Annotated in this window: 27 protein-coding genes; 12 read left to right on the top strand and 15 right to left on the bottom strand. The window is 70.2% G+C overall.

Features of this window, described 5'->3' with window-relative positions:
* Positions 1–105: 105 nt before the first annotated feature.
* Entirely contained in the window at positions 106–477 is a 372-nt protein-coding gene (rsfS, locus tag DEIGR_RS01010) for a ribosome silencing factor (RefSeq protein WP_058974504.1), read from the top strand.
* A 179-nt stretch (positions 478–656) separates the two neighbouring features.
* On the opposite strand, the gene DEIGR_RS01005 is transcribed toward rsfS, so the two are convergent.
* Both DEIGR_RS01005 and DEIGR_RS01000 read right to left on the bottom strand, forming a co-directional pair.
* On the bottom strand, positions 657–1,124 hold the full coding sequence (locus DEIGR_RS01005; protein WP_058974502.1) for a DUF3809 domain-containing protein: 468 nt from the start codon (positions 1,122–1,124) through the stop codon (positions 657–659).
* Between the two features lie 13 nt (positions 1,125–1,137).
* On the bottom strand, positions 1,138–1,410 hold the full coding sequence (locus DEIGR_RS01000) for a DUF3248 domain-containing protein (protein ID WP_058974500.1): 273 nt from the start codon (positions 1,408–1,410) through the stop codon (positions 1,138–1,140).
* Between the two features lie 45 nt (positions 1,411–1,455).
* Here DEIGR_RS01000 and DEIGR_RS00995 point away from each other — a divergent pair, with 45 nt between their 5' ends.
* From DEIGR_RS00995 to coaD, 3 genes are all read left to right on the top strand, one after another.
* Complete coding sequence (locus tag DEIGR_RS00995; RefSeq protein ID WP_058974498.1) at positions 1,456–1,710, top strand: hypothetical protein; 255 nt, start codon at positions 1,456–1,458, stop codon at positions 1,708–1,710.
* A 228-nt stretch (positions 1,711–1,938) separates the two neighbouring features.
* Complete coding sequence (locus tag DEIGR_RS00990) at positions 1,939–2,517, top strand: RsmD family RNA methyltransferase (protein ID WP_058974496.1); 579 nt, start codon at positions 1,939–1,941, stop codon at positions 2,515–2,517.
* A 12-nt stretch (positions 2,518–2,529) separates the two neighbouring features.
* Positions 2,530–3,060 carry a pantetheine-phosphate adenylyltransferase gene (gene coaD / locus DEIGR_RS00985; protein ID WP_058974494.1) on the top strand — a complete coding sequence of 177 codons (531 nt, stop codon included), beginning with the start codon at positions 2,530–2,532 and terminating at the stop codon, positions 3,058–3,060.
* 58 nt (positions 3,061–3,118) lie between these two features.
* Here the strand turns inward: coaD and metK are convergent, their stop codons facing one another.
* Positions 3,119–4,333: a methionine adenosyltransferase gene (gene metK, locus DEIGR_RS00980; protein ID WP_058974492.1), complete on the bottom strand. Its 1,215-nt coding sequence runs from the start codon at positions 4,331–4,333 to the stop codon at positions 3,119–3,121.
* A gap of 250 nt (positions 4,334–4,583) precedes the next feature.
* On the opposite strand from metK, the gene DEIGR_RS00975 reads away from it, so the two are divergent.
* The 6 genes from DEIGR_RS00975 (at position 4,584) to DEIGR_RS00950 (ending at position 9,743) form a co-directional block, all read left to right on the top strand.
* Entirely contained in the window at positions 4,584–5,273 is a 690-nt protein-coding gene (locus DEIGR_RS00975) for a winged helix-turn-helix domain-containing protein (protein WP_058974490.1), read from the top strand.
* Positions 5,270–6,238 (top strand): sensor histidine kinase, encoded by a 969-nt coding sequence (locus tag DEIGR_RS00970; protein WP_236704616.1) that lies wholly within the window; start codon positions 5,270–5,272, stop codon positions 6,236–6,238. Before DEIGR_RS00975 ends, DEIGR_RS00970 begins: the two co-directional genes overlap by 4 nt.
* 207 nt (positions 6,239–6,445) lie before the next feature.
* On the top strand, positions 6,446–7,090 hold the full coding sequence (phoU, locus tag DEIGR_RS00965; RefSeq protein ID WP_046843648.1) for a phosphate signaling complex protein PhoU: 645 nt from the start codon (positions 6,446–6,448) through the stop codon (positions 7,088–7,090).
* A gap of 65 nt (positions 7,091–7,155) precedes the next feature.
* On the top strand, positions 7,156–8,388 hold the full coding sequence (coaBC, locus tag DEIGR_RS00960) for a bifunctional phosphopantothenoylcysteine decarboxylase/phosphopantothenate--cysteine ligase CoaBC (RefSeq protein ID WP_269083785.1): 1,233 nt from the start codon (positions 7,156–7,158) through the stop codon (positions 8,386–8,388).
* A gap of 193 nt (positions 8,389–8,581) precedes the next feature.
* Positions 8,582–9,052 carry an arginine repressor gene (argR, locus tag DEIGR_RS00955; RefSeq protein ID WP_058974488.1) on the top strand — a complete coding sequence of 157 codons (471 nt, stop codon included), beginning with the start codon at positions 8,582–8,584 and terminating at the stop codon, positions 9,050–9,052.
* 115 nt (positions 9,053–9,167) lie between these two features.
* Positions 9,168–9,743, top strand: a complete 576-nt coding sequence (locus DEIGR_RS00950) for an HD domain-containing protein (protein WP_058974485.1) — start codon at positions 9,168–9,170, stop codon at positions 9,741–9,743.
* Here DEIGR_RS00950 and DEIGR_RS00945 read toward each other — a convergent pair.
* The gene (locus DEIGR_RS00945) at positions 9,709–10,914 is read right to left on the bottom strand and encodes a CaiB/BaiF CoA transferase family protein (protein WP_058974484.1); all 1,206 of its coding nucleotides are present in this window, start codon (positions 10,912–10,914) and stop codon (positions 9,709–9,711) included. The two genes, DEIGR_RS00950 and DEIGR_RS00945, sit on opposite strands and share 35 nt — an antisense overlap.
* Positions 10,915–11,129: 215 nt before the next feature.
* On the opposite strand from DEIGR_RS00945, the gene DEIGR_RS00940 reads away from it, so the two are divergent.
* Both DEIGR_RS00940 and DEIGR_RS00935 read left to right on the top strand, forming a co-directional pair.
* Positions 11,130–11,666 (top strand): xanthine dehydrogenase family protein, encoded by a 537-nt coding sequence (locus DEIGR_RS00940; RefSeq protein WP_058974482.1) that lies wholly within the window; start codon positions 11,130–11,132, stop codon positions 11,664–11,666.
* 34 nt (positions 11,667–11,700) lie between these two features.
* Entirely contained in the window at positions 11,701–12,912 is a 1,212-nt protein-coding gene (locus tag DEIGR_RS00935; RefSeq protein WP_058974480.1) for an MFS transporter, read from the top strand.
* A 64-nt stretch (positions 12,913–12,976) separates the two neighbouring features.
* Here DEIGR_RS00935 and DEIGR_RS00930 read toward each other — a convergent pair whose 3' ends face one another.
* The 11 genes from DEIGR_RS00930 to DEIGR_RS00880 all read right to left on the bottom strand — a co-directional run bounded on the left by DEIGR_RS00930 (position 12,977) and on the right by DEIGR_RS00880 (position 23,555).
* Positions 12,977–13,651: a V-type ATP synthase subunit D gene (locus tag DEIGR_RS00930; protein WP_046843652.1), complete on the bottom strand. Its 675-nt coding sequence runs from the start codon at positions 13,649–13,651 to the stop codon at positions 12,977–12,979.
* A gap of 92 nt (positions 13,652–13,743) precedes the next feature.
* The gene (locus DEIGR_RS00925) at positions 13,744–15,159 is read right to left on the bottom strand and encodes a V-type ATP synthase subunit B (RefSeq protein WP_058974478.1); all 1,416 of its coding nucleotides are present in this window, start codon (positions 15,157–15,159) and stop codon (positions 13,744–13,746) included.
* Complete coding sequence (locus tag DEIGR_RS00920) at positions 15,156–16,904, bottom strand: V-type ATP synthase subunit A (RefSeq protein WP_058974475.1); 1,749 nt, start codon at positions 16,902–16,904, stop codon at positions 15,156–15,158. The genes DEIGR_RS00925 and DEIGR_RS00920 overlap by 4 nt, the downstream gene beginning before the upstream one ends.
* A gap of 112 nt (positions 16,905–17,016) precedes the next feature.
* The gene (locus DEIGR_RS00915) at positions 17,017–17,358 is read right to left on the bottom strand and encodes a V-type ATP synthase subunit F (RefSeq protein ID WP_058974473.1); all 342 of its coding nucleotides are present in this window, start codon (positions 17,356–17,358) and stop codon (positions 17,017–17,019) included.
* Positions 17,355–18,332 (bottom strand): V0D/AC39 family V-type ATPase subunit, encoded by a 978-nt coding sequence (locus DEIGR_RS00910; RefSeq protein ID WP_058974472.1) that lies wholly within the window; start codon positions 18,330–18,332, stop codon positions 17,355–17,357. Before DEIGR_RS00910 ends, DEIGR_RS00915 begins: the two co-directional genes overlap by 4 nt.
* A gap of 8 nt (positions 18,333–18,340) precedes the next feature.
* The gene (locus DEIGR_RS00905; RefSeq protein ID WP_058974469.1) at positions 18,341–18,910 is read right to left on the bottom strand and encodes a V-type ATP synthase subunit E; all 570 of its coding nucleotides are present in this window, start codon (positions 18,908–18,910) and stop codon (positions 18,341–18,343) included.
* Position 18,911: 1 nt separating this feature from the next.
* The gene (locus DEIGR_RS00900) at positions 18,912–19,214 is read right to left on the bottom strand and encodes an ATP synthase subunit K (RefSeq protein ID WP_046845058.1); all 303 of its coding nucleotides are present in this window, start codon (positions 19,212–19,214) and stop codon (positions 18,912–18,914) included.
* Positions 19,215–19,230: 16 nt separating this feature from the next.
* Positions 19,231–21,288 carry a V-type ATP synthase subunit I gene (locus DEIGR_RS00895; protein ID WP_058974467.1) on the bottom strand — a complete coding sequence of 686 codons (2,058 nt, stop codon included), beginning with the start codon at positions 21,286–21,288 and terminating at the stop codon, positions 19,231–19,233.
* Complete coding sequence (locus DEIGR_RS00890; RefSeq protein ID WP_058974465.1) at positions 21,285–21,602, bottom strand: V-type ATPase subunit subunit G family protein; 318 nt, start codon at positions 21,600–21,602, stop codon at positions 21,285–21,287. Before DEIGR_RS00890 ends, DEIGR_RS00895 begins: the two co-directional genes overlap by 4 nt.
* Before the next feature lie 265 nt (positions 21,603–21,867).
* On the bottom strand, positions 21,868–23,178 hold the full coding sequence (locus DEIGR_RS00885; protein ID WP_058974463.1) for an ammonium transporter: 1,311 nt from the start codon (positions 23,176–23,178) through the stop codon (positions 21,868–21,870).
* A complete protein-coding gene (locus tag DEIGR_RS00880) occupies positions 23,178–23,555 on the bottom strand; it encodes a P-II family nitrogen regulator (RefSeq protein ID WP_058974461.1) in 378 nt (125 codons plus the stop codon). Before DEIGR_RS00880 ends, DEIGR_RS00885 begins: the two co-directional genes overlap by 1 nt.
* Positions 23,556–23,809: the final 254 nt, after the last annotated feature.

Raw genomic sequence — 23,809 nt, 5'->3', positions numbered from 1 at the left:
CATTGCAGCGCGCCCCGGCCCGCTCAGGCCCACGCGGCCCCACACCGGCCCCCAGCAGGCGCGCCAGACCACCCCACCCGCCCCCACTCAACACCCGGAGCACCCATGACCCCCGACACCACCACCATGAACCAGCTGCGCGCCATCGTGGACGCCGCCCGCGAACGCCGCGCCGAAGACGTCACCGTCCTCGACCTGACCGACGTCAGCAGCACCCTCGAATACTTCGTGATCTGCACCGCCACCGCCGGACTGCAGCTGAACGCCGTGCAGGAAAACATCCGTGAGAAAGCCCAGGCGACCGGCCTGCCCCGCCCCAGCGTCGAAGGCCCCAGCGAACGCTGGCTGCTCCTCGCGTTCGGCGGTAGCGTCGTCGTGCACATCATGACCAAGGACGCCCGCGAGTACTACGACCTCGAAGGCCTCTGGAGCGACGCGCGCGTCCTCGACTTCCCCGAACCCGAAGTCAAAGCGTAATCACTCCGGTTGAATGGGGCGCAGCTCCGTTCAACCCGAGCGGATGCGAGTAGGAGTCAGGCGGGTTCCGGGAGTGGAGGTGGCCGATCGGTGCCCTTCCGATCAGCCACCGAAACGGACGGAATCCGCTCAAAAAATGCGTCCCAGCCCCGATTCGGCTGGGGCGTTTCCATTTCGCGCTATTCCTGCGCGGCCTGTGCGATTCCGGCGGGCAGTTCACGGGCCACGCGGTCCAGGGTGCGGGCAGCGGCGGCGCGGATCATCTTCTCGAACGCCGCGCCGCCCCAGCCCTGCGCGTCCGGCGTGGCGAGGTGCGCGCGGAACTGGAACGCGAAGTGCAGCGTGCCCCCGTCCAGGCGGGCCTGCCCGGCGACCTCCACCCACGCGCGCTCGCCGCTGATGGCCTGCGGCGTGAGCGCCCCCCCGTCCGGCGTGGCGGTCAGGACGCTGTGGAACGGCAGGTCCACCTCGCCCAGGCCGGGGAGCGGCACGAGCAGTTCGCCACGCACGCCCTCGCCGTCGGCACGCAGGTCACGCAGGAAACGCACGCGGGACAGCGCGCGGGCCGGGTCGCGCACGAACGCCAGCGCCGCCGCGTCGTCCCCGGTCCAGGGCAGCGTGAAGTCCTGCGTCGCCTCGACGATCACGCGAGCACCGGAATCAGTCCACCCACTCGATCACCACGCGGTTCTCCGCCAGCGCCGCCTGCAACTCGGCGTCCCCGGCGCTGCGCAGGCGGGGCAGGTGCGCGAAGCGGGGCGTGGCGGACGCGAAGCCCAGCCGCACCACGACGTCGTCGCTGGCCTCGTCCTTCCCGATGCGCCACACGAGCTGCCCGCCCAGCGCGTCCAGGGCGCGCGCCAGTTCCGGCGAGGCGGCCTCCAGGGCGCTGGAGTCCGGCAGCTCGGCAGGGTCGCCCGGCAGATCGGTCATGCCCGCCATTGTACGCGGCCCGCCGCACGGCGTAGAACGGGTGGCATGACGAGCATCAGCTGGCGCGCCCTGGAAACCCACGTGGGCCTGAACGACCTGCCCGCCTTTCACCGCGCGTTCCTCACGTGGCGCGGCGTGGCGGGCGCGGACGGCATGCCGCTGCGGCGCGTGCAGCAGCGCGTGGAGGCGGAACTGAACCGACTGGTGCAGGCGGGGCAGGCGACGCGGGACGGCGAGGACTGGCACCTCCAGCCCGGCACGCTGGACGGCTTCGACGCCGCCGCGCCCCACCTGGGCTGAGCCGGGTCAAGTGCAGCGTGCTCTATCCTGAAGGGATGACGTTCCCCTCCCCCACCCACCTCCGCAGGGGCCTGAAATGAAGCGGATTCCATCTGTTCCGTGGCTCCCCCGGAACCCCACCGGGGCAGCCACTCCACGCCCGGAACCCGCACGACTCCCACTCTGCGGGGCAGCTCTGAGAGTCGCGTCCGCTCGGGTCGAACGGCAGGCCGTTCAACCGGAGTTGCTATGAGCCTGCGCATCCTGGGCGGCACCGCGAAGGGCCGTAGCCTGCAGGTGCCCGACAGCGCCCGGCCCAGCGGCGCGCGCGTCCGCAAGAGCCTGTTCGACCTGCTCGCCGCCCGCGCGCCCGCCGGGCGATACCCGGAATTCATCGACCTGCACGGCGGGAGCGGCGCGATCGGGCTGGAGGCCGCCAGTCGCGGGTACCGCGTGACGCTGGTCGAGAAGGACGCGCGGGCCGTGCGGGCACTGGAGGCGAACGCCCGCGCCCTGGACCTGCGCGTGCGGATCGTGAAGGGGGACGCCGGGGCGCTCCTGAAACGCCTGGGGCAGTTCGACGTGGTATTCAGCGATCCGCCGTACGAGGCGGACATCCCGAAGCTGACCGCGCAGATTCTCGCCAGTGGCGTCCTCGCGCCCGGCGGGCTGCTGGTGTGCCAGCATCCGGACCGGCTGCACCTGCCCGAGCACGCGGACTTCACGCGGGAGGAACGCGAGTACGGCAGCAACACCCTCACGCTGTACTGGCACCCGGACGCCCCGGAACTGGACGCGGACGGCGACGATGACGGCGAAATCGGGTAAGGTGGCGGGGTTATGAACGCCGTTTTCCCGGGCTCGTTCGACCCGATCACCAGCGGGCACATGGACGTGCTGACGCGCGCCGCGCGGATCTTCGACCACGTGACCGTGACGGTCATGCACAACGCCCGCAAGCAGGGCCGCCACCTCTTCACGCTGGACGAACGCCTGGAGATCCTGCGCGAGGCGACCGCGCACTTCCCCAACGTCAGCGTGGACACCTTCGGCGGGCTGCTGGTGGACTACATGGCCCGGCAGGAGACCGGCAGCGTGATCGTGCGCGGCCTGCGCGCCGTGTCCGACTACGAGTACGAACTGCAGATCGCGCACCTGAACCGCCAGATCGGGGACGCGGAGACGGTATTCATCATGGCCGCGACCCGCTGGAGCTTCGTGAGCAGTTCCATGGTGCGCGAGATCGCCAGTTACGGCGGGAACGTCAGCGAGATGGTCCCCCGCGCCAGCGCCAGCGCCCTGCGCCGCAAGCACGCGGACGTGTACGAGGAACGCGAGACGGAACTGCAGACCCAGACCGCAGGCAGCTGAAGCCGGAGAACGCGCCGCCCCCAGCCTGAACCGGGGGCGGCGCGTCCGTGTGTGTGGGTCAGGCCTGCTGCGCGGCGGCTTTCAGCGCCTGGGCCTTGTGGGTCTGTTCCCAGGGGAATTCGGGGCGGCCGAAGTGGCCGTACGCGGCGGTCTGCGCGTAGATGGGGCGGCGCAGGTCGAGTTCCGCGATGATCGCCTGGGGGCGCGCGTCGAAGTGCTCGGCCACGATCACGGCGAGGCGGTCGTCGCTGACGGTGCCGGTGCCGTACGTGTCGACGCGCAGGCTGACGGGCTGGGCGCGGCCGATGGCGTACGCGACCTCGACCAGCGCGCGCCGGGCGAGGCCCGCGGCGACGATGTTCTTGGCGATGAAGCGGGCGTAGTACGCGGCGCTGCGGTCCACCTTGGTGGGGTCCTTGCCGCTGAACGCGCCGCCGCCGTGCGGGACCGCGCCGCCGTAGGTGTCCACGATGATCTTGCGCCCGGTCAGGCCGGTGTCGCCGTGGGGGCCGCCGATGACGAAGCGCCCCGACGGGTTGATGAAGTACTTCGTGTCGGCGGTGAGGTACTCGGCGGGGATCACGGCCTTGATCACGTGCTCGATCATGTCGGCGCGGATCTGCTCCTGGCTCACGTCCTCGCTGTGCTGGGTGCTGATGACGACGGTGTCCACGAGCGTTTCGGTGGCCTCGTGGGGTTCACCGTCGCGGACGACCGTGACCTGCGCCTTCGCGTCGGGGCGCAGGTAGGGCAGCGTGCCGTCCTTGCGCAGCTGCGCGATGCGTCGCGTGAGTTTGTGCGCGAGGCTGATGGGCAGCGGCATGAGTTCCGGCGTTTCGTCGGTGGCGTAGCCGAACATCAGGCCCTGGTCGCCCGCGCCGACCATCGAGTGCGCGTTACCGGGTTGGGCGCGCTCCTCGTCGGTCATGCCGCGCCACTCCTCGCTGTGGTTCACGCCGCCCGCGATCTCGGGACTCTGTTCGTGCAGGCTGACCAGCACGGCGCTGTATTCGGCGTCGAAACCGTAGTTCGCGCGGGTGTAGCCGACCTGCTTGACGGCGTCGCGGACGGTCTTCTGGACGTCCACGTGGGCGGTCTCGGCGGTGACCTCGCCCGCCACGACGGCCATGCCGGTGGTGAGCAGCGTCTCCACCGCGACGCGACTGCCGGGTTCCTGGCGCAGGAACTCGTCGAGAATGCTGTCCGAGATGAAGTCGGCCAGCTTGTCGGGGTGCCCTTCGGACACCGATTCCGAGGTGTAGTACTTCCGCATGTTCGCTCCTTGCGTGCGGGGGGGCGTCTCACAGAACCACCTGGAGAGGGATGTCGCTGCGGTCCCTGCACGGCTCCCAGCGCCGGGACTGGCGCGCGGTTGCACCCAGCAGCGTACCGCACGGGCGCAAGGAGGCGACAGGGGCGAACGCCACCGATGTCCAGCCTGCGCCGCCTCACCGCCGCCGCACCGGGGCAACTGTGGGCGCGGGCTGACACTCGCCTGACCTGAGCCTTAAGAATGAAGGGACATGAGCCACGTCGTTGTCATCGAGGATGAGGGGACGGTCCGGGACGTCCTGCGCTTTCACCTGGAGCGGGCGGGGCTGCGGGTCACTGCCCTGGAGTCCGTGACCGGCGCGTTCGACGTGCTGCCCGGCGCGGACGCGCTGGTGCTGGACTGGATGCTGCCCGGCGAGAGCGGCCTGAGCTTCCTGCGCCGCCTGCGGGCCGATGCGGAACTGCGCCGCATGCCGGTCCTGATGCTCACCGCCCGCGCCGCCGAGGCCGAGCGGGTCGAGGGCCTGGAGTCCGGCGCGGACGACTACCTGACCAAGCCCTTCAGCGCGGCGGAACTCGTGGCGCGGGTGCGGGCGCTGCTGCGCCGCACGCAGCCGGACGTGCCTGCCGTCCTGAGCAACGGCCCCCTGAGCGTGGACGTGAGTGCCGCCGAGGCGCGCGTGGGCAGCCGCCGCATGAACCTCACGCGGCGCGAGTTCGACCTGCTGGCGTTCATGACGCAGCACGTGGGGCGCGTCTATACCCGCACGGAACTGCTCGACCGGGTGTGGGGCGCGGACTTCCTGGGGGGTGAGCGGACCGTGGACCAGCACGTCACGCAGCTGCGCGCGCACCTGGGCGACGACCCGGGTAAGCCCGGCTTCCTGGAGACGGTGCGTGGCAAGGGCTACCGCATGCGCCCCTGGACGGACGGCGCGTGACGGCCCCGGACGCCGCCGGCCGCGCGGTGGGCGCGCCCGATCACTGGATCGACGCGCTGCCGCAGGCGGTCCTGCTGACGGACGCGGGGCTGGTCACGCGCGTGAACGCGGCCGCCGCGCGGCTGTGGGGCGTGCCGCAGGAGCGCGCCGCGGGCCGCCCGGTGCTGGAGGTCGTGCGCCGCCACACCCTGGAGACCCTGCTCGAACGCGGCGGAGAGCTGGAACTGGAGGTCACGGGCCGCACGCTGCGCTGCACCGCCACCCGCGACGGCACGCTGGGCGCACTGATCGTGGAGGACGTCACCGAGCACCGCCGCCGCGAGGCGGAACTGCGCGAGGCGACCGCCGTACTCTCTCACGAGTTCCGCACGCCCGTCGCGGCGCTGCGCGGCGTGCTGGAGGCCCTGGAATACGACATGCCCCGCGACCTCGCGCAGAACTTCGTCCGGCAGGGCCTCCAGGAAACCGAGCGCCTCGCCCGGCTGGCCGAGGACCTCGCCGTGGGATTCCGGCCCACCCGCGCCCGCACCCTGCCGCTGGCCGAGGCCTTCGCGCGCGCCGAGCGGCTCCTGACGGCCGATCTGAACGCCCGCCGCGCCAGCGTGACGTTCGGGCAGGATCACCTCGTGCGGGCCGATCCGGACAAGCTGCTGCAGGTGCTGCTGAACCTCATCGAGAACGCCCTGAAGTACGGCCCGCCCGCCGCTCAGGTCGAGGTGCAGACCCATGAGCGCGGCACCTGGATCGAGGTGAGCGTCCTCGACCGGGGCACGCCCATTCCCGACACGGAGAGCCTCTTCAAGGCGCACACGCGGGGCCGCGCCGCGACCGGGCAGGGCAGCGGCATGGGCCTGTACATCGTCCGGAGCATCGTGCACGGCTGGGGCGGGCAGGCGTGGGCCGAGCGGCGCGGCGACGCGAACGCCTTCTGCTTCACCCTCCCCGGCGTGGGCGGCATAGGCTGACGGTGGTCCGGGTGCGTGAAGGTGCCGTTCCTGAAAGCGCCCCGGATCCGAGCGGAGCGAGAAACCGACCGGAACAGGCGCGTGAAGTGGAGGTGATGGGCGTGCCGTCCGCCCGTCACCGCAGCGTAAAGCGCCTGCCCCCGTCAGCTGACCGTTCCCTGACACTCCCCCGCCGTGCGGGGTGCTACGTTCAACACAGGAGTCCCCATGCGTGAAGCCCTCGAAAACGATCTGCGTGCCGTCCTGAACGGCGCACTGAACATGCTCGGCACCGTCGAGCGCATGCTCCCCGTCGCCGGGGACGTCCTGCTGCGCGAGAACGTCGAACGTCTCGCGGAGGTCAAGGCCCTCGACCGCGAGGTGGACGCCCAGGAGGCGCAGATCGAGGCCGAATGCCTGCGGATCATCGCGCTGCACCAGCCGGTCGCGCGGGACCTGCGGATGGTCGCCCTGATCCTCAAGAGCCTCAGCGACATCGAGCGCATGGGCGACTACGTCGTGCACGTCGCGGAGGACGGCGCGGAACTCGCGCAGGCCCCGGCGCTGAAACGCTACGTGAACCTCGCGCGGATGCTCGACCGGCTGGGCGAGATGAGCCAGAACCTCCGCACTGCCATCGCCGACCGCGACGTGGCGCGCGCCGAGGCGACCGTGCAGATGGACGACGAGGTGGACGACCTGTACGAGCAGATCCAGCGTGAACTCGTCACGTACATGCTCGAGGACCCCCGCAACATCAGCAAGGCGCTGATGCTCATGCGGGTGGGTCGCAGCCTGGAACGCGTCGGGGATCACATGGAGAACATCTCAGAACGCGTCCGCTACTGGGTGACCGGCCAGCGCGAAGGCTGAACCCGGAAGACGCGATACCGCCCATCCGGGAACGGAGGGCGGTTGTTTACGCCTATCCTGTACGCGTGAGAACGGCTGATGAGCGTCCGTGCGTGCTGGTGATCGTGGGGGGGAGCATGGCGGCGGTGAAGGCCCCGTCGGTGCTGCGCCGGTTGCGGGAACGTGGGGCACAGGTGCGGGTGATCGCGACCCGCGCGGCGCTGGCGTTCATCACGGAACTGAGCCTGAGCACGGCCGCGGATAGTCCGGTGGGCACGGACGCGCACTGGTTCGAGGCGCGGCCGGACGCGCTGCACCTGTCCTTTGCGCGGGTGGACGCGGCGGTGGTGGTGGGCGCGTCGGCGGAGTTGCTGGCAGGCGCGGCGCACGGGCACGCGGGGGATCTGGCGCTGGCGACGCTGCTGAGTGTGCGCGGCCCGGTGTTGTGGGTGCCCGCGATGAACGAGCTGATGTGGACGCATCCGGCGGTGCAGGCGAACGCGGAAACGCTGCGCGGCTGGGGGCACGGGTTCCTGGGGCCGGAGGTGGGGGCGTTCGGCACGCGCGGCGAGGGGCGCGGCGTGGGCCGCATGAGCGAGCCGGACGACATCGCGGACGCGACGCTGGCCCTGCTGAAGAAGGAGGCCTCCCCTGCGCCGGTGCGGGATCTGGCGGGCGTGCGGGTGGTCGTGTCGGCCGGTCCGACGCGGGAGTACCTGGACCCGGTGCGGTTCATCAGCAACCCGTCGAGCGGGAAGATGGGCTTCGCGGTGGCGGAGGCCGCGCGGGACCGGGGCGCGGAGGTGACGCTGGTGACCGGCCCGGTGACCCTGCCGGACCCGGCGGGCGTGCGGGTGGTGCGGATCGAGTCGGCGCTGGAGTTGCGGGACGCCGTGGTGGACGCCGCGCGGGACGCAGGGATCGTGGTGATGACGGCGGCGGTCGCGGATTACCGCGCGGCCACGCAGAGCGGTGAGAAGCAGGCGAAGGTGGCGGGTGACGTGACGATTCACCTGACGCCGAACCCGGACATCCTGGCGGAGTTGGGCCGCGAGAAGGGGGACCGGGTGCTGGTGGGCTTCGCGATGGAGACGCACGCCGGGGTGGAACGCGCGGCGGGCAAGGCGCAGCGGAAGAACGCGGATTTCATCCTCCTGAACTACCCGACGCGGGAGGGCACGGCGTTCGGCGGGGACGACAATCAGGTGACGCTGGTCCGCGCGGACGGGTCGCATGAGGACTGGCCGCGCGTGAGCAAGCGCGAGGTGGCCGAGCGCCTGCTGACCGAGGCGGCCCGGCTGCTGCCCGCAGCCCGCTGAATCTGGCTGTTCCGTGTCTTCTCCTCCCCCTTGAGGGGGGAGGCCGGGTGGGGGTGAGCAGGACTGGCCTCGTGGTAAGCGCCATCATGAGTTCCGGGCGGTGTCTGGGCCTCCTGCCGAGGGGTGGGCGGGGTTCTGGTCGTCGGGACGCCCGTCATTGAATTATGCAGTGCATATGCATATGCTGTGTGGAATGGCGGGTACGCTCAGCAAGGAACAACGTCAGAAACGCATTCAGGACATCATCGCCCGCGACAGTGTCAGCACCCAGGGAGAACTCGTCGAGCGCCTCCAGGCCGAGGGCATCCGGGTCACGCAGGCCACCGTCAGCCGCGACATCAACGAGCTGCGGCTGGTGCGCCTCCCGGTCGGCAAGGGCCGCCACCGCTACGCCCTGGCGCAGACGGCCGGGCACGTGGGCGCGCAGGAGGAACTCGCGCGGCTCTTCCAGAATTTCGTGCATGACATCGACCGGGGCGAGAACATGCTCGTGATCCGAACGGCGGACGGGCACGCGACCGGCGTGGCGCTGGTGCTGGACCGGGTGCGGCGGGACGACATCATCGGCACGCTGGCGGGCGAGGACACGATCTTCGTGGTGGCGCGGACCACGGCGGACGCGGAGAACATCATGGAAGAGTTCCACGCGCTGATGCTGGGGTAAGTCTTGCGGTGAGTCGTAGACGAACCCGACCGGAGGGAGTAGCAATGAGGAACGGCATTCAGGAGATGGACGGTTATCCGGTGTGGTTCCGGATAACCGGGAATCGGATGAATCCGTGACAGGTACGCACGAACAGGCCCTGTTGACCGCCGCCGAGGCGTTCGCGGGGCCGTTCTACGCCGAGCCGGGCCGGGCGTACCACACAGGGGTGCATGTGCGGGCGCTGCTGGACGCTCTGGCGGGGCGTGGGGTGTGGACGCCCGCGCTGGCGCTGGCCGCGTGGGGCCATGACCTGATCTACGATCCGCGCGCGTCGGATAACGAGGTGCGCAGCGCGGACGTGTTCGGGGACTGGCTGGCCGCGCAGGGGGCGCCCGCCGACCTTCAGGCGGAGGTGCGGGCGCTGACCCTCGCGACCCGGCACACCGTTCCCGTGACCACGCGGGCGGAGGCGCTGTTCGTGGACGCCGACCTGAGTGTCCTGGGCGCCGCTCCGGAGGCGTTCGACGCGTACGACCGGGCCATCCGGGTGGAGTACGCGCACGTGCCTGGGGACGCGTACCGCGCCGGGCGGGCAGCGGTCCCGCGGGGCTTCCTGAACCGCGAGTGGCTGTACCTCACGCCGGAGTTCGCGGGGCTGGAGCCTCAGGCGCGGATCAATCTGGCTCGGGCGCTGGCGCGGCTGAGCTGATCTCGGGGCTCAGTCCCAGTTCGCTCAGCACCTCGCGGGTGTGCTGCCCGGGCGTGGGAGGCGCGAGGCGCACGGGGAGGGCCTCGCCGCCGAAGCGCCAGGGGGGGCTGGTGACGGTCGTCTCGCCCAGGGTGGGGTGCGGGACGGGCACGGCGACGCCGCGCGCCTGCACGTGCGGGTCGTTGAAGACGTCGGACAGGTCGTTCACGGGGCCGCAGGGGACGCCCGCGACCTCCAGGCGGGTCATGAGGTCGGCGCGGGTGTGGCGGGCCAGGGCGGGCAGCAGCAGGTGGTCGAGGTCGGCGCGGTGCGTGACGCGGCCCTCGTTCGTGGTGAAGCGGGCGTCCGCGCCCAGGTCAGGGTCGTTCAGCGCCGCGCAGAAGCGTCGCCACAGGGCGTCGTTGCCCACGGCGATGTTCACGAACCCGTCCGCGCAGGGGAAGGTGCCGTACGGGACGATGGACCGGTGGTCGTTCCCGGTGGGCACGGGGACCTCCCCGGTAGCGAGGTAACGGCCCACCTGCGAGGACCCCAGCGCGATCACGCTTTCGAGCAGGTTCACGTCCACCCGCGCGCCGCGTCCGGTGCGTTCACGGGCGTACAGCGCGGCGAGGATCGCCTGGGTGATCAGCGCGCCGCTGTACACGTCCGCAACCGCCACGCCGACCCGCAGGGGCTCGCCGCCCGCCTCGCCGTTGTAGCTCATGAGGCCCCCCATGCCCTGCGCCACGACGTCGTACCCGGCGCGGTCGCGGTACGGGCCGCTCAGGCCGAAGCCCGTGATGCTGGCGTAGATCAGGCGGGGGTGCGCGGCGTGCAGGTCCTCCCAGCCCAGCCCCAGGCGCTCCAGCGTGCCGGGCCGGAAGTTCTCGACGAGCACGTCGCTGCCCGCGATCAGGCGGCGGGCAGCCTCCAGCCCCTCCTGAGCCTTGAGGTCCAGGGTGACGCTGCGCTTGTTGCGGTTCACGCTCAGGAAGTAACTGCTCTCGCGCGCCCCGTCCGGCCCCGTCTGGAAGGGCGGTCCCCAGGCGCGGGTGTCGTCCCCGCCGGGCGGCTCGACCTTGATCACGTCCGCGCCGAGGTCGCCGAGGAGCATGGTGCACAGCGGGCCGGTCAGGACGCGGGTGAAGTCCGCGACGCGCACGCCACTCAGGGGCAGGTCTGGGGTCATGTGCCCGGATGCTAGCGCGGGCGCAGACTCCGGAGGTTCCAAGTTCCCCTCTTTCCCCTTCTTCTGGAGGTTTCACCTGTGACACGGATTCCGTCTGTTTCGTTCACAACCCGGAACATCGCCGGGTTGCCAACTCCACGCCCGGAACCCGTTCTGCTCCTTCTCGCATCCGCTCGGATGGAACGGTGTGTGCACACCATTCCATCGGAGACCGTATGACCACGCCTGAACTGTCGGCCCGCACGCACCTGGGTCGTCCGCGCAAGATCATCGACGGTCTGGAGAAACTCGTGGGCCGCGCGCCGTACGTCGCGGACCGGCGGGTGCCGGGGCTGCTGCATGCCCGCGAGGTGCTGTCGCCGTACCCGCACTCGCGGATTCGCGGTGTGGACCGCGCGGCGGCGCTGGCCGTGCCGGGCGTAAAGGAGGTGCTGCTGGGCGCGGACCTGAACGTGAAGCCCATGCACTCGCGGCCCAGTCTGCTGCTGGCGGGGGACACGGTGGTGTTCGCGGGGCAGCCGGTCGCGCTGATCCTGGCGGACACCGAGGCGCAGGCGGCGGACGCGGCGGCGCTGCTGGACGTGGACTACGAGATGCTGGATGCCGTGGAGGACGCGGAGGCGGCCCTGGCGAACGCGGTGCGGGAGGCGGCGGGCGTGCGCGTGACCGAGCTGCCGGTGACGGCGGAGGCGGTATGGCGGCTCCGGCAGGCGCAGGCTGTGGGAGGCACCCCAGACCGTTCATCAGAGTAAACCGGTTTAAGTTTTAAAGCGTATAGTGGAGGGCATGTCCACGCCTGCCCCCTCCCCCACCGCGCCCGGTCAGGCCCCACCCGACCGGGTCACGCAGGCCACCCTGCTGCTCCTGTCGGCCCTGACGGTCATGTCCGGCGCGACCATCGCCCCGGCGCTGCCCGCCATGCAGGCGCACTTCGCGGACACCCCGAACGCCGCGCTGCTCGTGAAACTGGCCCTGACCATCCTGGGCATCGTCATTGCCGTCACCGCCCCGCTGTTCGGGGTGCTGGCCGACCGTTACGGCCGCCGGCCGGTGCTGCTCGCGGCGCTGGCGCTGTACGTGATCGGGGGCGGCAGCGGCCTGATCGCGCAGAGCCTCGGGCAGGTCCTGCTGGGGCGCGTCGTGCTGGGCCTCGCCGTGGCGGGCACCATGACGGCCGCCGGGGCGCTCGTGAACGACCTGTTCAGCGGCGCCGCGCGCGGCCGCTTCCTGAGTCAGCAGGCGGCGTTCACCAGTTTCGGCGGCGCGGTCCTCCTTCCGCTGGGCGGCGTGCTGGCCGCCGTGGGCTGGCGCGCCCCGTTCTTCCTGTACCTCGCGGCGGCGCTGCTGCTCCCGCTGCTCCTGCGGCTCCCGCGCGGCATTCCCGGCGTCGCGCCGGACCTCACCGGCCCGGTGCAGGCCCCCCGCTGGGGCGCGGTCACGCTGGTGTACGCGCTGGCGCTGGGGTACATGGTCGTGTTCTACCTGATGCCCGCCCAGGGGCCGTTCCTGCTGCGCGCCCTGGACGCCAGCCCCGGCCTGACCGGCCTGATGCTGGGCAGCTCCACCCTGATGGCCGCCGTGACCTCGCTGGTGTTCTCCCGTTTCGCCGGGCGGTTCGATCCGCGCCGCCTGGCGGGGCTGGGCATGGTCGTCGTGGCGCTGGGCTGGCTGCTGGTGTTCCGCGCGCCGGGCCTGGCGGTCGTCGAGGCGGGCCTGCTCGTGGCGGGCCTGGGCGGCGGGCTGATCTTCCCGAACCTGTACGCGTGGCTGGCGGACCTGACGCCGCCCGCGTGGCGGGGCCGCGTGACGGCCGGCATGAGCAGCGCCGTGTTCCTGGGGCAGTTCCTCAGCCCGCTGCTGCTGGCCGCGCCTGCCGGGCACGAGGCGCAGGGCTTCGCGACCGGCGCGGCGCTGGCGGCCGGGATGGGCGCGCTGCTGCTGGTCCTGAGCGTGCGGGGCCGCCGCAACCCGGTCGCCCCGGTGCCCCAGCAGGGCTGACGTCAGGTCGTCAGCACAGGAAAAACCGCCCTCCGGCTGGGGGGCGGTTGCTGTGATGTCGGGGTCAGTCGGCGGCGCTGCCGTGGCTCTGCGCGTTCTGCGCGTCGCGGGCGGCCTCGGCTTTCGCCTCGATCTTCGCCTTGATCTTCTTCTGGGTGAATCCGGCTTCGCGTTCGCGCTGGTCGAGCACGCTGCGGATGAAGCGGATGTCGTCCTGAATGCCGGGAATCACGACCTGCTCGAGCGCGTTGACGCGGCGGCTGGTCTTCTTGATTTCCTCGCCGATGCGGCGCAGTTTCGTCTCGGTCGCGGCGACCTTGACGATCGCCTCGAGGACGCCGCCGAAGTCGGTGGCGGCCTGGATGGTGCGGGCGCCGACGTTGATCGGACTGAAGTTCGCCTGCGCGGCGCGTTCGGGCACGCTGATGCGCGGCACCTTCACGCCGTACAGGTTGTCGATCTGCATGTCGATCTGGTAGTCGCCGCTGCCGGCCAGCGAGAGGCTCTCGACCGCTTCGGGGCTGTCCCAGGCTTTCGCGCTGAAGAGGCTGGTGTACGCGCCCTTGCTGACGCCACTGAGCTGCTCGCGGGCGGCCAGGGCGTCCTTGACGAGCGCGAAGAATTCGCCGATGAGGGCGTCACGCTTGCGCTTGAGGAGGTCCGCGCCGCCGGAGGCGGTCTTCAGGCTGGCCTTGCTGGCCAGCAGGGCGCTGCGGGTGGGGCTGATCTGTTCTGCCATGTGTGTTCACCTCCTGACGTTCTGGCGTTCATGGTCAGGGGTTGAAGGGCGAGTCCGCAAGCGGTGGGGTCCCCCTTCAGCCCCTGGGGGGGTTACTTCGTGGAGCGGCTGCCCTTCCACATCTCGTCCATCTTCGTGCCGTAGTACTTGTCGATGGCGTCCTTGCCGATGCGGGTCAGCTGGCTCTGGGGCAGCTTGCTGAGGATGCCCCACGCGACGGTCAGGCTGTCCTCGATGCTGCGGTCCTGGTCGCCCTGGCCGATGAAGTATTCCTCGAAGTCGTTGGCGAACTTCAGGTACAGCTTGTCGGTCTCGGTCAGCGCGTCTTCACCGGTGATGGCCACCAGTTTGCGCAGGTCCAGGCCGTTGGCGTACGCGGCGAACAGCTGGTCGCTGATGTTCTTGTGGTCGGCGCGGGTCTTGCCCTTGCCGATGCCGTTGCCCTGAAGGCGGCTCAGGCTGGGCAGGGGGTTGATCGGGGGGAACACGCCCTTGGAGTTCAGGGTGCGGTCGACCACGATCTGACCTTCGGTGATGTAGCCGGTCAGGTCGGGGATGGGGTGGGTGATGTCGTCGTCGGGCATCGACAGGATCGGCACCTGGGTGACCGAGCCGGGCTTGCCGTCCACGACGCCCGCGCGCTCGTACAGGCTCGCGAGGTCGGTGTACATGTAGCCGGGGAAGCCGCGGCGACCGGGGATCTCCTCGCGCGCGCCGCCGATTTCACGGAGGGCCTCGCAGTAGTTCGTCAGGTCGGTCAGGATCACCAGCACGTGGTAGCCGTGCTCGAAGGCCAGGTACTCGGCGGTGGTCAGGGCCATGCGGGGGGTCAGCAGACGCTCGACCGCGGGGTCGTCGGCCTTGTTCAGGAACAGCACGGAGCGGGCCAGGGCGCCGGTGCGTTCGAATTCCTGCGTGAAGAAGCTGACCTCGCGCTGGGTCAGGCCCATCGCGGCGAACACCACGGCGAAGTCACCCTCGTGGCCGGGCACCTTGGCCTGGCGGGCGATCTGCGCGGCGAGTTCGTTGTGCGGGAGGCCCGAGCCGCTGAAGATCGGCAGCTTCTGGCCGCGGATCAGGCTGGTCTGCACGTCGATGGTGCTGATGCCGGTCTGGATGAACTCCTCGGGCTTGGCGCGCGCGGCGGGGTTCATGGGCTGGCCGTTGATGCTCAGGCGCTTCTCGGCGACCACGGCGGGCAGCCCGTCGATGGGGCGGCCCAGGCCGTCGAAGCGGCGGCCGATCATTTCCTTGCTGACGCCCAGGCGGGCCACGTCTTCGACGAGGCTGACGCTGGCGGTCGCGAGGTCCAGACCGCGGGTCTCTTCGAACACCTGAATGACGGCGTTCTGGTCGGTCACGGAGATGACCTGACCGCCGCGGAGCTTACCGCTCGCGTCCTTGATGTTCACGATGGCGCCGTACGCGAGGTCGCTGGCGGCATTCACGAACAGCAGAGGGCCGGAGATGTACGCGACGTCGTTGTATTCCTTCTGGAGGAGGGTCACGCTTTCACCGCCTTGAAGCTGCTGTCGAGCTCGCCGAGGACGCTGTCGGTGTACGCGGCGAAGTCACCTTCGGGCGTGTAGCGGGCGCGGGCGAGTCGCTCGATGATGGGGCTCTGGATGATTTCGTCGATGGTGCTGCCGCTCCTCAGGGCCGCGTCGGCCTGGTCGTAGAACTTCAGGAACATGCGCATCAGGCCGTAGTTCTTGGGCATGCTGGCGCTGGCGTCGACGGGGTCGAAGCCGTTCTGCTGCAGGAAGTCCTGCCTCAGCATGCGGCCGGTCTCGATGATCAGGCGCTCGTTGTCCTGCAGGGCGTCGGGGCCGACGAGCTGCACGACTTCCTGCAGCGCGGCCTCTTCCTGGAGGATCGTGCCGATGCGCTGGCGCAGTTCCGGGAAGTCCTCGCCGACGTTGGCGCGGTACCAGGAGTCCAGGATCGGGGTGAACAGGCTGTAGGAGCCGTTCCAGTTGATCGCGGGGAAGTGACGGCGGCGGGCGAGGCCGGCGTCCAGACGCCAGAAGGCGCCGGTGATACGCAGGGTGGCCTGCGTGACGGGCTCGGACATGTCGCCGCCGGCGGGGCTGACGGCGCCGATCACGGACACCGCGCCGTCTTCACCGGCGAGGGTCTTGACGGCCCCGGCGCGCTCGTAGAACGCGGCCAGCTTGGCGCCCAGGTAGGGCGGGTAACCTTCTTCGGCGGGCATCTCTTCCAGGCGGGAGGAGATTTCGCGGAGCGCCTCGGCCCAGCGGCTGGTGCTGTCGGCCATCAGGGACACGCTGTAGCCCTGGTCGCGGAAGTACTCGGCCAGCGTGATGCCGGTGTAGACGCTCGCTTCGCGGGCGGCCACGGGCATGTTGGACGTGTTGGCGATCAGGATCGTGCGGTGCATCAGGGGGCCGCCGGTCTTGGGGTCTTCCAGTTCGGGGAATTCCACGAGCACGTCGGTCATCTCGTTGCCGCGTTCACCGCAGCCCACGTACACGACGATATCGGCGTTGCCGTACTTCGCGACGGACTGCTGGGTCACGGTCTTGCCGGAACCGAAGGGCCCGGGGATCGCGGCGGCGCCACCCATGACCAGGGGGAACAGGACGTCCAGGATGCGCATGCCCGTGAGGAACGGCAGGCTGGGGTCGAGTTTCTTGGTGACGGGGCGCGGGGCGCGCACGGGCCAGTAGTGGGCCATGCGCAGCTCGGTGCCGTCTTCCAGTTTCGCGATGGTCTGGTCGATGTTGTACTGACCGGCCGGGGCGATCCAGGCGACGCGGCCACCCTTGTCGGGGGGCGTCAGGACCTTGTGCGTGAAGCTGAACTCGGGCACGGTGCCCAGGATGGCGCTGCCGCCGACGGTGTCGCCGACCTGCACGCTGGGCGTGAAGTCCCACAGCTGGGTGCGGTCCAGGCTGGAGACCTCAATGCCGCGCGCGATGAAGTCGCCGCTGGCCTCGCGGATCTTGCCCAGGGGGCGCTGGATGCCGTCGTAGATGCCGTTCAGCATGCCGGGGCCCAGTTCGACGCTCAGGGGGAGGCCCGTGGTCTCGACGGGTTCACCGACGGTCAGGCCGCTGGTGTCCTCGTACACCTGGACGAAGGCGGTGTTGCCGTCCAGTCGGATGATCTCGCCCACGAGGCGTTCCTGGCCCACGCGGACGATGTCGTACATTTTCGCGCCGTACATCCCGTCCGCGATGACGGCGGGTCCGGCGATGCTCTTCACGACGCCGCTCTTGTTCTGCGTCATTACGTTCTCCTTCGGAGAGGTTGATGGTGGAGAGTGGATGGTTGACGGGTCAAGCGTTCAGTCACTGAAAGTCCTGTGTACCATCATCCCTCTGCTCTCGACCATCAACTCCTTACAGTTTGATATCGAAGCCGATGGTGTCGCGCACCAGTTTGCCCATGTAGGCCTTCGCGTCGACGGTGTCCGGGTTGAACGCGTCGCGCAGGCTGGGGATGGGCAGCAGGATCGGCAGGTCCCGGCCGCGCATGACGCGGGCGGTGGCGGTGGCCGGGTCCGGGATCAGGCCGGTGTCGACGGCGACGAGGCCGTACTGACCTTCGGTGATCAGGCGTTCCAGGGTGGCGAGGGCCGTGTCGGGGGTGGCCTCGATCACGGCGGCTCCGGCCAGGCGGTAGCCGGTGGCGGTTTCGGCGTCACTCAGCACCGCGACGCGTTGCGTGTTGGGCTGGGTCATGCCTGCACCTCGCGGCGGATCTGGTCGGTGGGCAGGTCGTAGAACTTGCCGCGCCCGATCAGGCGGAGTTTGGCGATCTCGATTTCCTTGCGGCGCAGGAAGTCCAGGATCACGCCGACACCTTCCGGGTCACCGGCCGCGACGTTGCGGGTGGCGGTGTCCAGGGCGGTGCGGGCGGCGACCTCGGCGTCTTCGAGGCTGGGGGCGTCGAGGATCGCGCTGACGTCACTCAGGCCGCCGGCGTCGCCGCCGCTCAGGCGGGCGTAGCCGGCCGCGTCGAGCTTGCCGCCGGCGACGAACAGGCTGGGGTCCAGGGGCTGTCCGGCGCCCGCGCGGGCGATCAGGGCGTTGGTGATGTCGATCTCGCGGCTGAGGTAGCGGCGCAGGCTGGTGTTGCGCGCCACGCTCAGCGCGTGCCGGTAGTAGCCCTGGTCCAGCGCGACTTCCAGGTCCAGCATGCGGTTGCTGCTGGCGTAGGCCTGCGCGGCCGTGCGCAGCGCGGCGGCCAGCGGGTGGCCGCTCAGGGCGATGGCGGCGGCGGCGCCGGGCAGGTCGGTGCTCTGCGCGGCGGCCTGCAGCGCGGCGGGTTTCAGGGTGCCGCCGGGGATCAGGTTCGCCAGGATCGCGTCGGTGCCGCGGCCGGTGATGATGCCGCGGGCGACGGTCTTGAGGTTCACGAGGTCCCATTTCATGAGCAGGGCCTGGATTTCGCGTTTGGCGTCGCCGTCGGCGAAGCCCAGGACCTTGCGGGCGGTGTCGAACAGGTTGCGGCTCAAGGCCTGGTCCAGTTCGGCGAGGCCCGCCTGCTCGGTGGTGGTGTCGCGCAGGTTCGCGGCGAGGTCCGTTTCGGTCAGGACCCGCAGGAACTCCTGGTAGCTGCCCGCGGCGAGCGCCGAGTCAAGCGAGCGTCCGTCGAGCAGTTTGGTCCGCATGATGCGGACGCGCGTGTTGATGTAAGCGTAGTCGTCGGGCATGTCGGTCCTTACTCGGCCAGCAGTCGGCTGATCTGCGGGGCGAGGTCGCCGCGCACGCGGTTCAGTCGACCCACGAGCGTGTTCTGAATGCTGGCCTTGCCGCCCTTGCCGACCAGGCGCACGCCGGTCTTGACCTGCTCGTTGGGGCGCACGTCCAGGTGCCGGCCCAGCTGGGCCAGGGCCTGACGGACGGCGTCGTGCTCGGCCAGGGCCGCCTCGACCACTTCGGCGTCGGGCAGGACCTGCAGGGCTTCTTGCAGGAGTTTGCTGACGATCATGGGGTACTCGGCGGAGGTGGTCACGGAGTGCAGGTACTGCTCGGAGACCGTGAACGCCTGGGCCTGGAGGCTGTCGGCGGCGGCGAGACGCTGGGCGCTGCTGTCGAGGTCAGCGGCGCTGCGGGCGCGGACCAGTTCGGCCTGACGCGCGCCGGCCAGCTGGCGGGTGCGGGAGTCGATCAGGGCCTGGGCCTGTTCGTGGGCCTGGGCGACGATCTGCTCGGCGCGGCCCTGGGCTTCGGCGCGGATGCGCTCGATGTCCTGCTGGGCTTCGTTCTCGAGGAGCTTGTCGAGCGCCATATCAGTTCAGGATGAACAGCGCGAGGAAGCCGAAGATCACGAGGGTTTCGGGCAGCAGGAAGTACAGCAGCAGGCTGCCGGCCTTGCTGGGGTCCTCGGCGACGGCGCCGACGAGGCTGGAGCCGATGCGGGCCTGGGCGATACCGGTGCCGATGGCGCCGAGGCCGAGCGCGAGGCCGGCGCCGACGGCGCGCAGGCCCTGGTACAGACCGTCGTTGTTGGCGGCGCCGGCTTCAGCGGCGAGACCGGTGCTGACGAGGGCGAAGGCGAGGGACGCGAGGACGATCTTGTTGTACTTGGTCATGGTGAACACTCCTGGGTTATTTAACCTGCCCCTGGGCGGGGCTGAGGCGACGAAGGGGGTTGTAGCGGGGGCTGGAGTCGGCGTTGAACCCGGTGGGGTTGAGGAACTCCACCATGTGAAGACGCAGCGGCTGCAGCACGTGGCCGATCAGGGTCAGGGCCAGCACCAGGAAGTGCAGGACCAGGCCCAGCAGGATACCGATGATGATGCCGAGGAAGCCGATGTTCTCGTACAGGCTCCAGCCGAGGTCGGTGCAGAGCTTGGCGAGAATCGCGGAGACGAGGCCCACGGCGAAGATACGGGCGTAGCTGACGACCGCGCCGCCCTGCGAGAGCAGTTCGATGGGCAGCAGCGGGTAGTGCTTGATGACGCGCAGCCAGCCGACCACGAAGGCGGCGAAGCCGACGTACATCAGCAGGACGCGGGGGTCGCTGAAGTTCGTGAACGCGCCGAAGTCCTTGCCCGCCTTGGTGGCGAAGGCCATCAGGATCAGGGCGCCGACGCCGCCGAACAGCGCGATGCCTTCCCAGGTGTGCACAGGGTCCTTGTGCTTCATGCCCTGCTGCACGCGGATGGCCCAGCCCCACAGGACCTGCAGGATGCCGAAGCACAGCGCGAAGACCAGCGCGACGTTGCTGAAGTACCCGGTTTCCAGGCGCGGGAAGAGGATCGGGATCAGGCCGTAGTGCTTGACGCCTTCCTCGATCGGGTAGCGGACGCCGGTCCAGCTCCAGAGGCTGTTGAGCAGTTCCGGGTTGATGTAGAAGACGTGCAGGTGCTCCAGGAAGGTCCCGAAGAACTCGCCGGTCAGGACGCCCCACAGGATGGTCCAGGCGGCCATGACGTTCGTCACGAAGCCCAGGTCCTTCAGGGTGACGGGCGGCACGTACGCGCCGAAGAAGCTGAGGTCCCAGCCCTCGTTGCGGTTGGCCTTGCCCAGCAGCCACAGGCCGAACCACAGGAACAGCAGGCCGTAGCCGATGTCGGCCATGATGATCCCGAAGAACAGCGGGAAGAACAGCGCCACGACCCAGGTGGGGTCGAAGGTGCCGTACTTGGGCGGCGTCATGAGGCCCATCACGGTCTGGAAGGGCTTGACGTAGCTGTTGTTCTTCAGTTCGACCGGCACGAGGTCGTCGTGGTGATCGTCGACGGGGTGCAGGTCGTAGCTGACGGCGCTGCCGAAGCGGTCCAGGGCGCCCTTGAGGGCCGCGAGGCGGTCCTCGGGGACGTACCCCTGCAGCGCGAGGCTGTACTTGCCGCGCGCGGAGACGGCCCGGACGTCGTGGATGGCCACGCGGTCTTTCAGGGCGTCGCGGATGGCGTACAGCGCGGGCGCGTGGGCCTGCGCCAGACGGTCACGTTCGGCGTTCAGCTCACCCAGGCGGGCGGTGCCGGTGCTCGCGACGCGGTCCATCTCGGCGGCGGCTTCGCCCAGCGGCAGGCCGTCGAAACGGCCGGGCAGGCGCAGTTCGCCCAGGCGGACCTTGCCCAGCGCGGCGCGCGCGAGGTCGCGTTCGCTGCGGCGGGTGGCGATCAGCCCGACGCGGTTGGCACCGACGGTTTCGGTGGCCAGGACGTAGCGGTCGGCCAGATCGGCCTTCAGCGCGGCGTCCAGTTCACCGGGGTTGTCGGTGGCCTGCAGCACGAAGGGCAGCAGCGAGACGCGCTGGCTGCGGTCCAGGCTGCCCGCCATGCGGCCCAGGGCGCGCACGGCGTCGCCGTAGGCACTCTCGGCGTCCAGGTCGGCCTGGAGGTCCTGACGCTGACGGGCCAGGGTCGCGGTGGGCTGCGCGGCCTGCTCGATCAGGTCGGCCCAGCTGCCCGCGGCGGGAAGGGAGGCGGGCGCGGGCCGGTAACTGCCGAGTTCCGCGAGGGTGCTCTCCGCGCGGGCGAGCAGGCGCTCGTCCTCGCGGCGGCTCTGGGCGTCAGCCCCGGCGAGGCTGCCGGTGCTCAGCGGGCCACCCGTGATGGGCTTGAGGTGCAGCACCCCGGCGTCCTGCAGCGCCGCAATGACCGCTTCACTGTCGCGTTTGCGCGTGGCGATCACGACCTGCTGCATGGGGTTGATCACGGAAGCACCGCCCTCATGATGGTGTCCACGGCCTCGCCCAGTTTGGCTTCCGCGCGGGCGCGGATGGCCTGCGCCTGCGCCTGGGCGCTGACGCTGGATTCCTCGCGCACCTGCTGCACGTCGCGTGCGAGCTGCTGGTCCTGCTCGGCCTGCATGGCCTTCACGCGGGCTTCCGCGTCGCGGAGGATGCTCGCGGCCCGCGCCTGGGCAGCGTCCACGGTTTCCTGCGCCTGCGCGCGGGCCGTTTCGATCTGCGCGTCCAGCGCTGCCTCGCGGCTGGCCAGTTCACTTAAGACTCGACTTGAGACGTCCAAAACTCACTCCTCCTTTCCCGTCGTGACTCAAGCACCCCGGTCAAGCGCCCCAGAAACGTCATGGGGTGTGGCGGGGGTGCGGTGAGTTTTTCGGTGGCCCGACCCTGGTGATGGTGATGTCAGACTCACCTTGCATCCTAACACACCATCTTTATGCTTCAGGCAGGGCAAGCGTCCCTGCGCTTGACAACGCAAACCCCCCGGCGTATGGGCCAGGGGGCAGTCGCAGCGCAGATGGGCGGTGGCGGACGGGTTGTCGGACGGGTCAGTCGTTGCCGACGAACACCGGGGCGGCCAGCGGGCTCTGCGCCTCCTGGTACCCCTCCTCCTGGTGTTCGCTGAGGTCCACGCCGCGCACCTCCTGCTGCTGGGTGAGGCGCAGCGGGGTGATCAGCGCCGTGAGTTTCAGCAGGACGAACGTGCCCGCGCCTGCCAGGGCGGCGGCGGCCAGCACGCCGATCAGCTGCTTGCCGACCTGCGCGGGGTTCCCGGCCAGCAGGCCCGTCCCGGCGGGGTTGATGACCGGGCTGGCGAGCACCCCGGTCAGGAGCGTGCCGACCACCCCGGCGGTGCCGTGGCAGGCGAAGACGTCCAGCGCGTCGTCGGGCAGCAGGCGGTGCTTGTTGGCGACCAGGAACCACGAGACGGTGCTGGCGACCGCGCCGATCAGCAGCGCGCCGCCGGGCGTGACGAAGCCGCAGGCGGGCGTGATGGCGACCAGTCCGACGACCGCGCCGGTCGCGGCGCCGATGGCGGTGGGTTTCCCGCCGCGCAGCTGATCCCACAGCAGCCACGTGAGCAGCGCGGCGGCGGCGGCGGTGTTCGTGTTCAGCAGGGCGTACGCGGCGGTCTGCCCGGCGGCCAGGGCGCTGCCGGCGTTGAAGCCCATCCAGCCGAACCACAGCAGGCCGGTGCCCAGCAGGACCAGTGGGACGTTGTGCGGCACGCTGACCATGCGGGGGAAACCCAGGCGCGGCCCGAGGACCAGCGCCGCGACGAGGCCGCTGACGCCGGACGCGACCTCGACGACGGTGCCGCCCGCGAAGTCCAGCAGGCCCAGCTTGAACAGCCAGCCGTCGCTGCTCCAGACCCAGTGGGCCAGCGGGGCGTAGATCAGCAGGACCCACAGCGTCCCGAACAGCACGAACGCCGGGAAGCGCATGCGTTCCACGACGCTGCCGCTGACGACCGCCAGGGTGATGACCGCGAAGAGGATCTGGAACACCGCGAACAGCGGGGTGGGGATGGTGCCGGTCAGTTCACCGGCCATGTTCCCTAGGCCCGCGTGGCTCAGGCCGCCGATCAGGGCGTTCCCGCCGGGGCCGAAGGCCAGGGTGTAGCCGACGGCGACCCAGGCGACGCTGGCGATGCCCAGCGCGGCGAAGCTCATCATCATGGTGTTCAGGACGCTGCCCGCGCGGACCAGGCCGCCGTAGAAGATGGCCAGGCCCGGGGTCATCAGCAGGACCAGGGCCGAGCACAGCAGGATGAAGGCGGTGTCGGCGCCGTTGAGGGTGGGGGTCTGCGCGGCGGCGGTGCCGCCCAGCAGGGTCAGGAGGGGCCACGTGCGGCGCATCAGGGCTGGTCCGGGCTGAGTTTGGTCTCGGTGATGGGCGTCAGGGCGGCCGTGTCCTCCTCACCGGTGCGGATGCGGATCACGCGTTCCATGGCCTGCACGAAGATCTTGCCGTCGCCGACCTCGCCCGTCCGCGCGCCCTTACAGATCGCGTCGATGGCGGCCTGCACGAAGGGTTCGCTGACGACCATGCGGAACTCGACCTTGTCGTGGAATTCCACCATGACGCGGGTGCCGCGGTAGTGCTCCACGACGGACTGTTCGCCGCCGTGCCCGCTGACGCGCGAGAGGGTGATGCCGCTGATGCCCGCCTGAAAGAGGGCTTCCTTGACCTGCTGGACCCGTTCGGGCCGGACGACGGCCGTGACCAGTTTCATGCCCCGAGGGTACCGGGCCGTCAAGGCCAAAGTGCAGATTTGTCCAACATGAAGACCTGACCTTGCAGAAATCGTGGGGTTGTCGCGCAGATTGTCATCCATCCAGACGTCATCTGGCCCTTCCAGGGCAGACAAAGTGCTGGCCCCCGGGGATGCGGTCGGGGGCCAGCGGACGTGGAGGGTCTTGTTTGGATTCAGGCCGGGTCAGGCCCCGTGGAGGTCAGAGGAAGGAGCAGAGGAGGTGACGCAGGGGG

It is taken from the genome of Deinococcus grandis (assembly GCF_001485435.1).
GTDB classification, from domain to species: Bacteria; Deinococcota; Deinococci; order Deinococcales; family Deinococcaceae; genus Deinococcus; species Deinococcus grandis.
This window is presented reverse-complemented; position numbering and strand designations above follow the sequence as displayed.

Bases quoted from the DNA above. Each gene is read 5' to 3' on its own strand.
- rsfS (WP_058974504.1), top strand. From the start codon at position 106: ATGACCCCCGACACCACCACCATGAACCAGCTGCGCGCCATCGTGGAC.
- DEIGR_RS00885 (WP_058974463.1), bottom strand. From the start codon at position 23,178: ATGCGCCGCACGTGGCCCCTCCTGACCCTGCTGGGCGGCACCGCCGCC.
- DEIGR_RS00900 (WP_046845058.1), bottom strand. From the start codon at position 19,214: ATGACCAAGTACAACAAGATCGTCCTCGCGTCCCTCGCCTTCGCCCTC.
- DEIGR_RS00945 (WP_058974484.1), bottom strand. From the start codon at position 10,914: ATGACCCCAGACCTGCCCCTGAGTGGCGTGCGCGTCGCGGACTTCACC.
- DEIGR_RS00940 (WP_058974482.1), top strand. From the start codon at position 11,130: ATGACCACGCCTGAACTGTCGGCCCGCACGCACCTGGGTCGTCCGCGC.
- DEIGR_RS00990 (WP_058974496.1), top strand. From the start codon at position 1,939: ATGAGCCTGCGCATCCTGGGCGGCACCGCGAAGGGCCGTAGCCTGCAG.
- DEIGR_RS00915 (WP_058974473.1), bottom strand. From the start codon at position 17,358: ATGACCCAGCCCAACACGCAACGCGTCGCGGTGCTGAGTGACGCCGAA.
- DEIGR_RS01000 (WP_058974500.1), bottom strand. From the start codon at position 1,410: ATGACCGATCTGCCGGGCGACCCTGCCGAGCTGCCGGACTCCAGCGCC.
- DEIGR_RS00905 (WP_058974469.1), bottom strand. From the start codon at position 18,910: ATGGCGCTCGACAAGCTCCTCGAGAACGAAGCCCAGCAGGACATCGAG.
- metK (WP_058974492.1), bottom strand. From the start codon at position 4,333: ATGCGGAAGTACTACACCTCGGAATCGGTGTCCGAAGGGCACCCCGAC.
- DEIGR_RS00975 (WP_058974490.1), top strand. From the start codon at position 4,584: ATGAGCCACGTCGTTGTCATCGAGGATGAGGGGACGGTCCGGGACGTC.
- DEIGR_RS00880 (WP_058974461.1), bottom strand. From the start codon at position 23,555: ATGAAACTGGTCACGGCCGTCGTCCGGCCCGAACGGGTCCAGCAGGTC.
- coaD (WP_058974494.1), top strand. From the start codon at position 2,530: ATGAACGCCGTTTTCCCGGGCTCGTTCGACCCGATCACCAGCGGGCAC.
- argR (WP_058974488.1), top strand. From the start codon at position 8,582: ATGGCGGGTACGCTCAGCAAGGAACAACGTCAGAAACGCATTCAGGAC.
- DEIGR_RS00995 (WP_058974498.1), top strand. From the start codon at position 1,456: ATGACGAGCATCAGCTGGCGCGCCCTGGAAACCCACGTGGGCCTGAAC.
- DEIGR_RS00910 (WP_058974472.1), bottom strand. From the start codon at position 18,332: ATGCCCGACGACTACGCTTACATCAACACGCGCGTCCGCATCATGCGG.
- DEIGR_RS00920 (WP_058974475.1), bottom strand. From the start codon at position 16,904: ATGACGCAGAACAAGAGCGGCGTCGTGAAGAGCATCGCCGGACCCGCC.
- DEIGR_RS00930 (WP_046843652.1), bottom strand. From the start codon at position 13,651: ATGGCAGAACAGATCAGCCCCACCCGCAGCGCCCTGCTGGCCAGCAAG.
- phoU (WP_046843648.1), top strand. From the start codon at position 6,446: ATGCGTGAAGCCCTCGAAAACGATCTGCGTGCCGTCCTGAACGGCGCA.
- DEIGR_RS00935 (WP_058974480.1), top strand. From the start codon at position 11,701: ATGTCCACGCCTGCCCCCTCCCCCACCGCGCCCGGTCAGGCCCCACCC.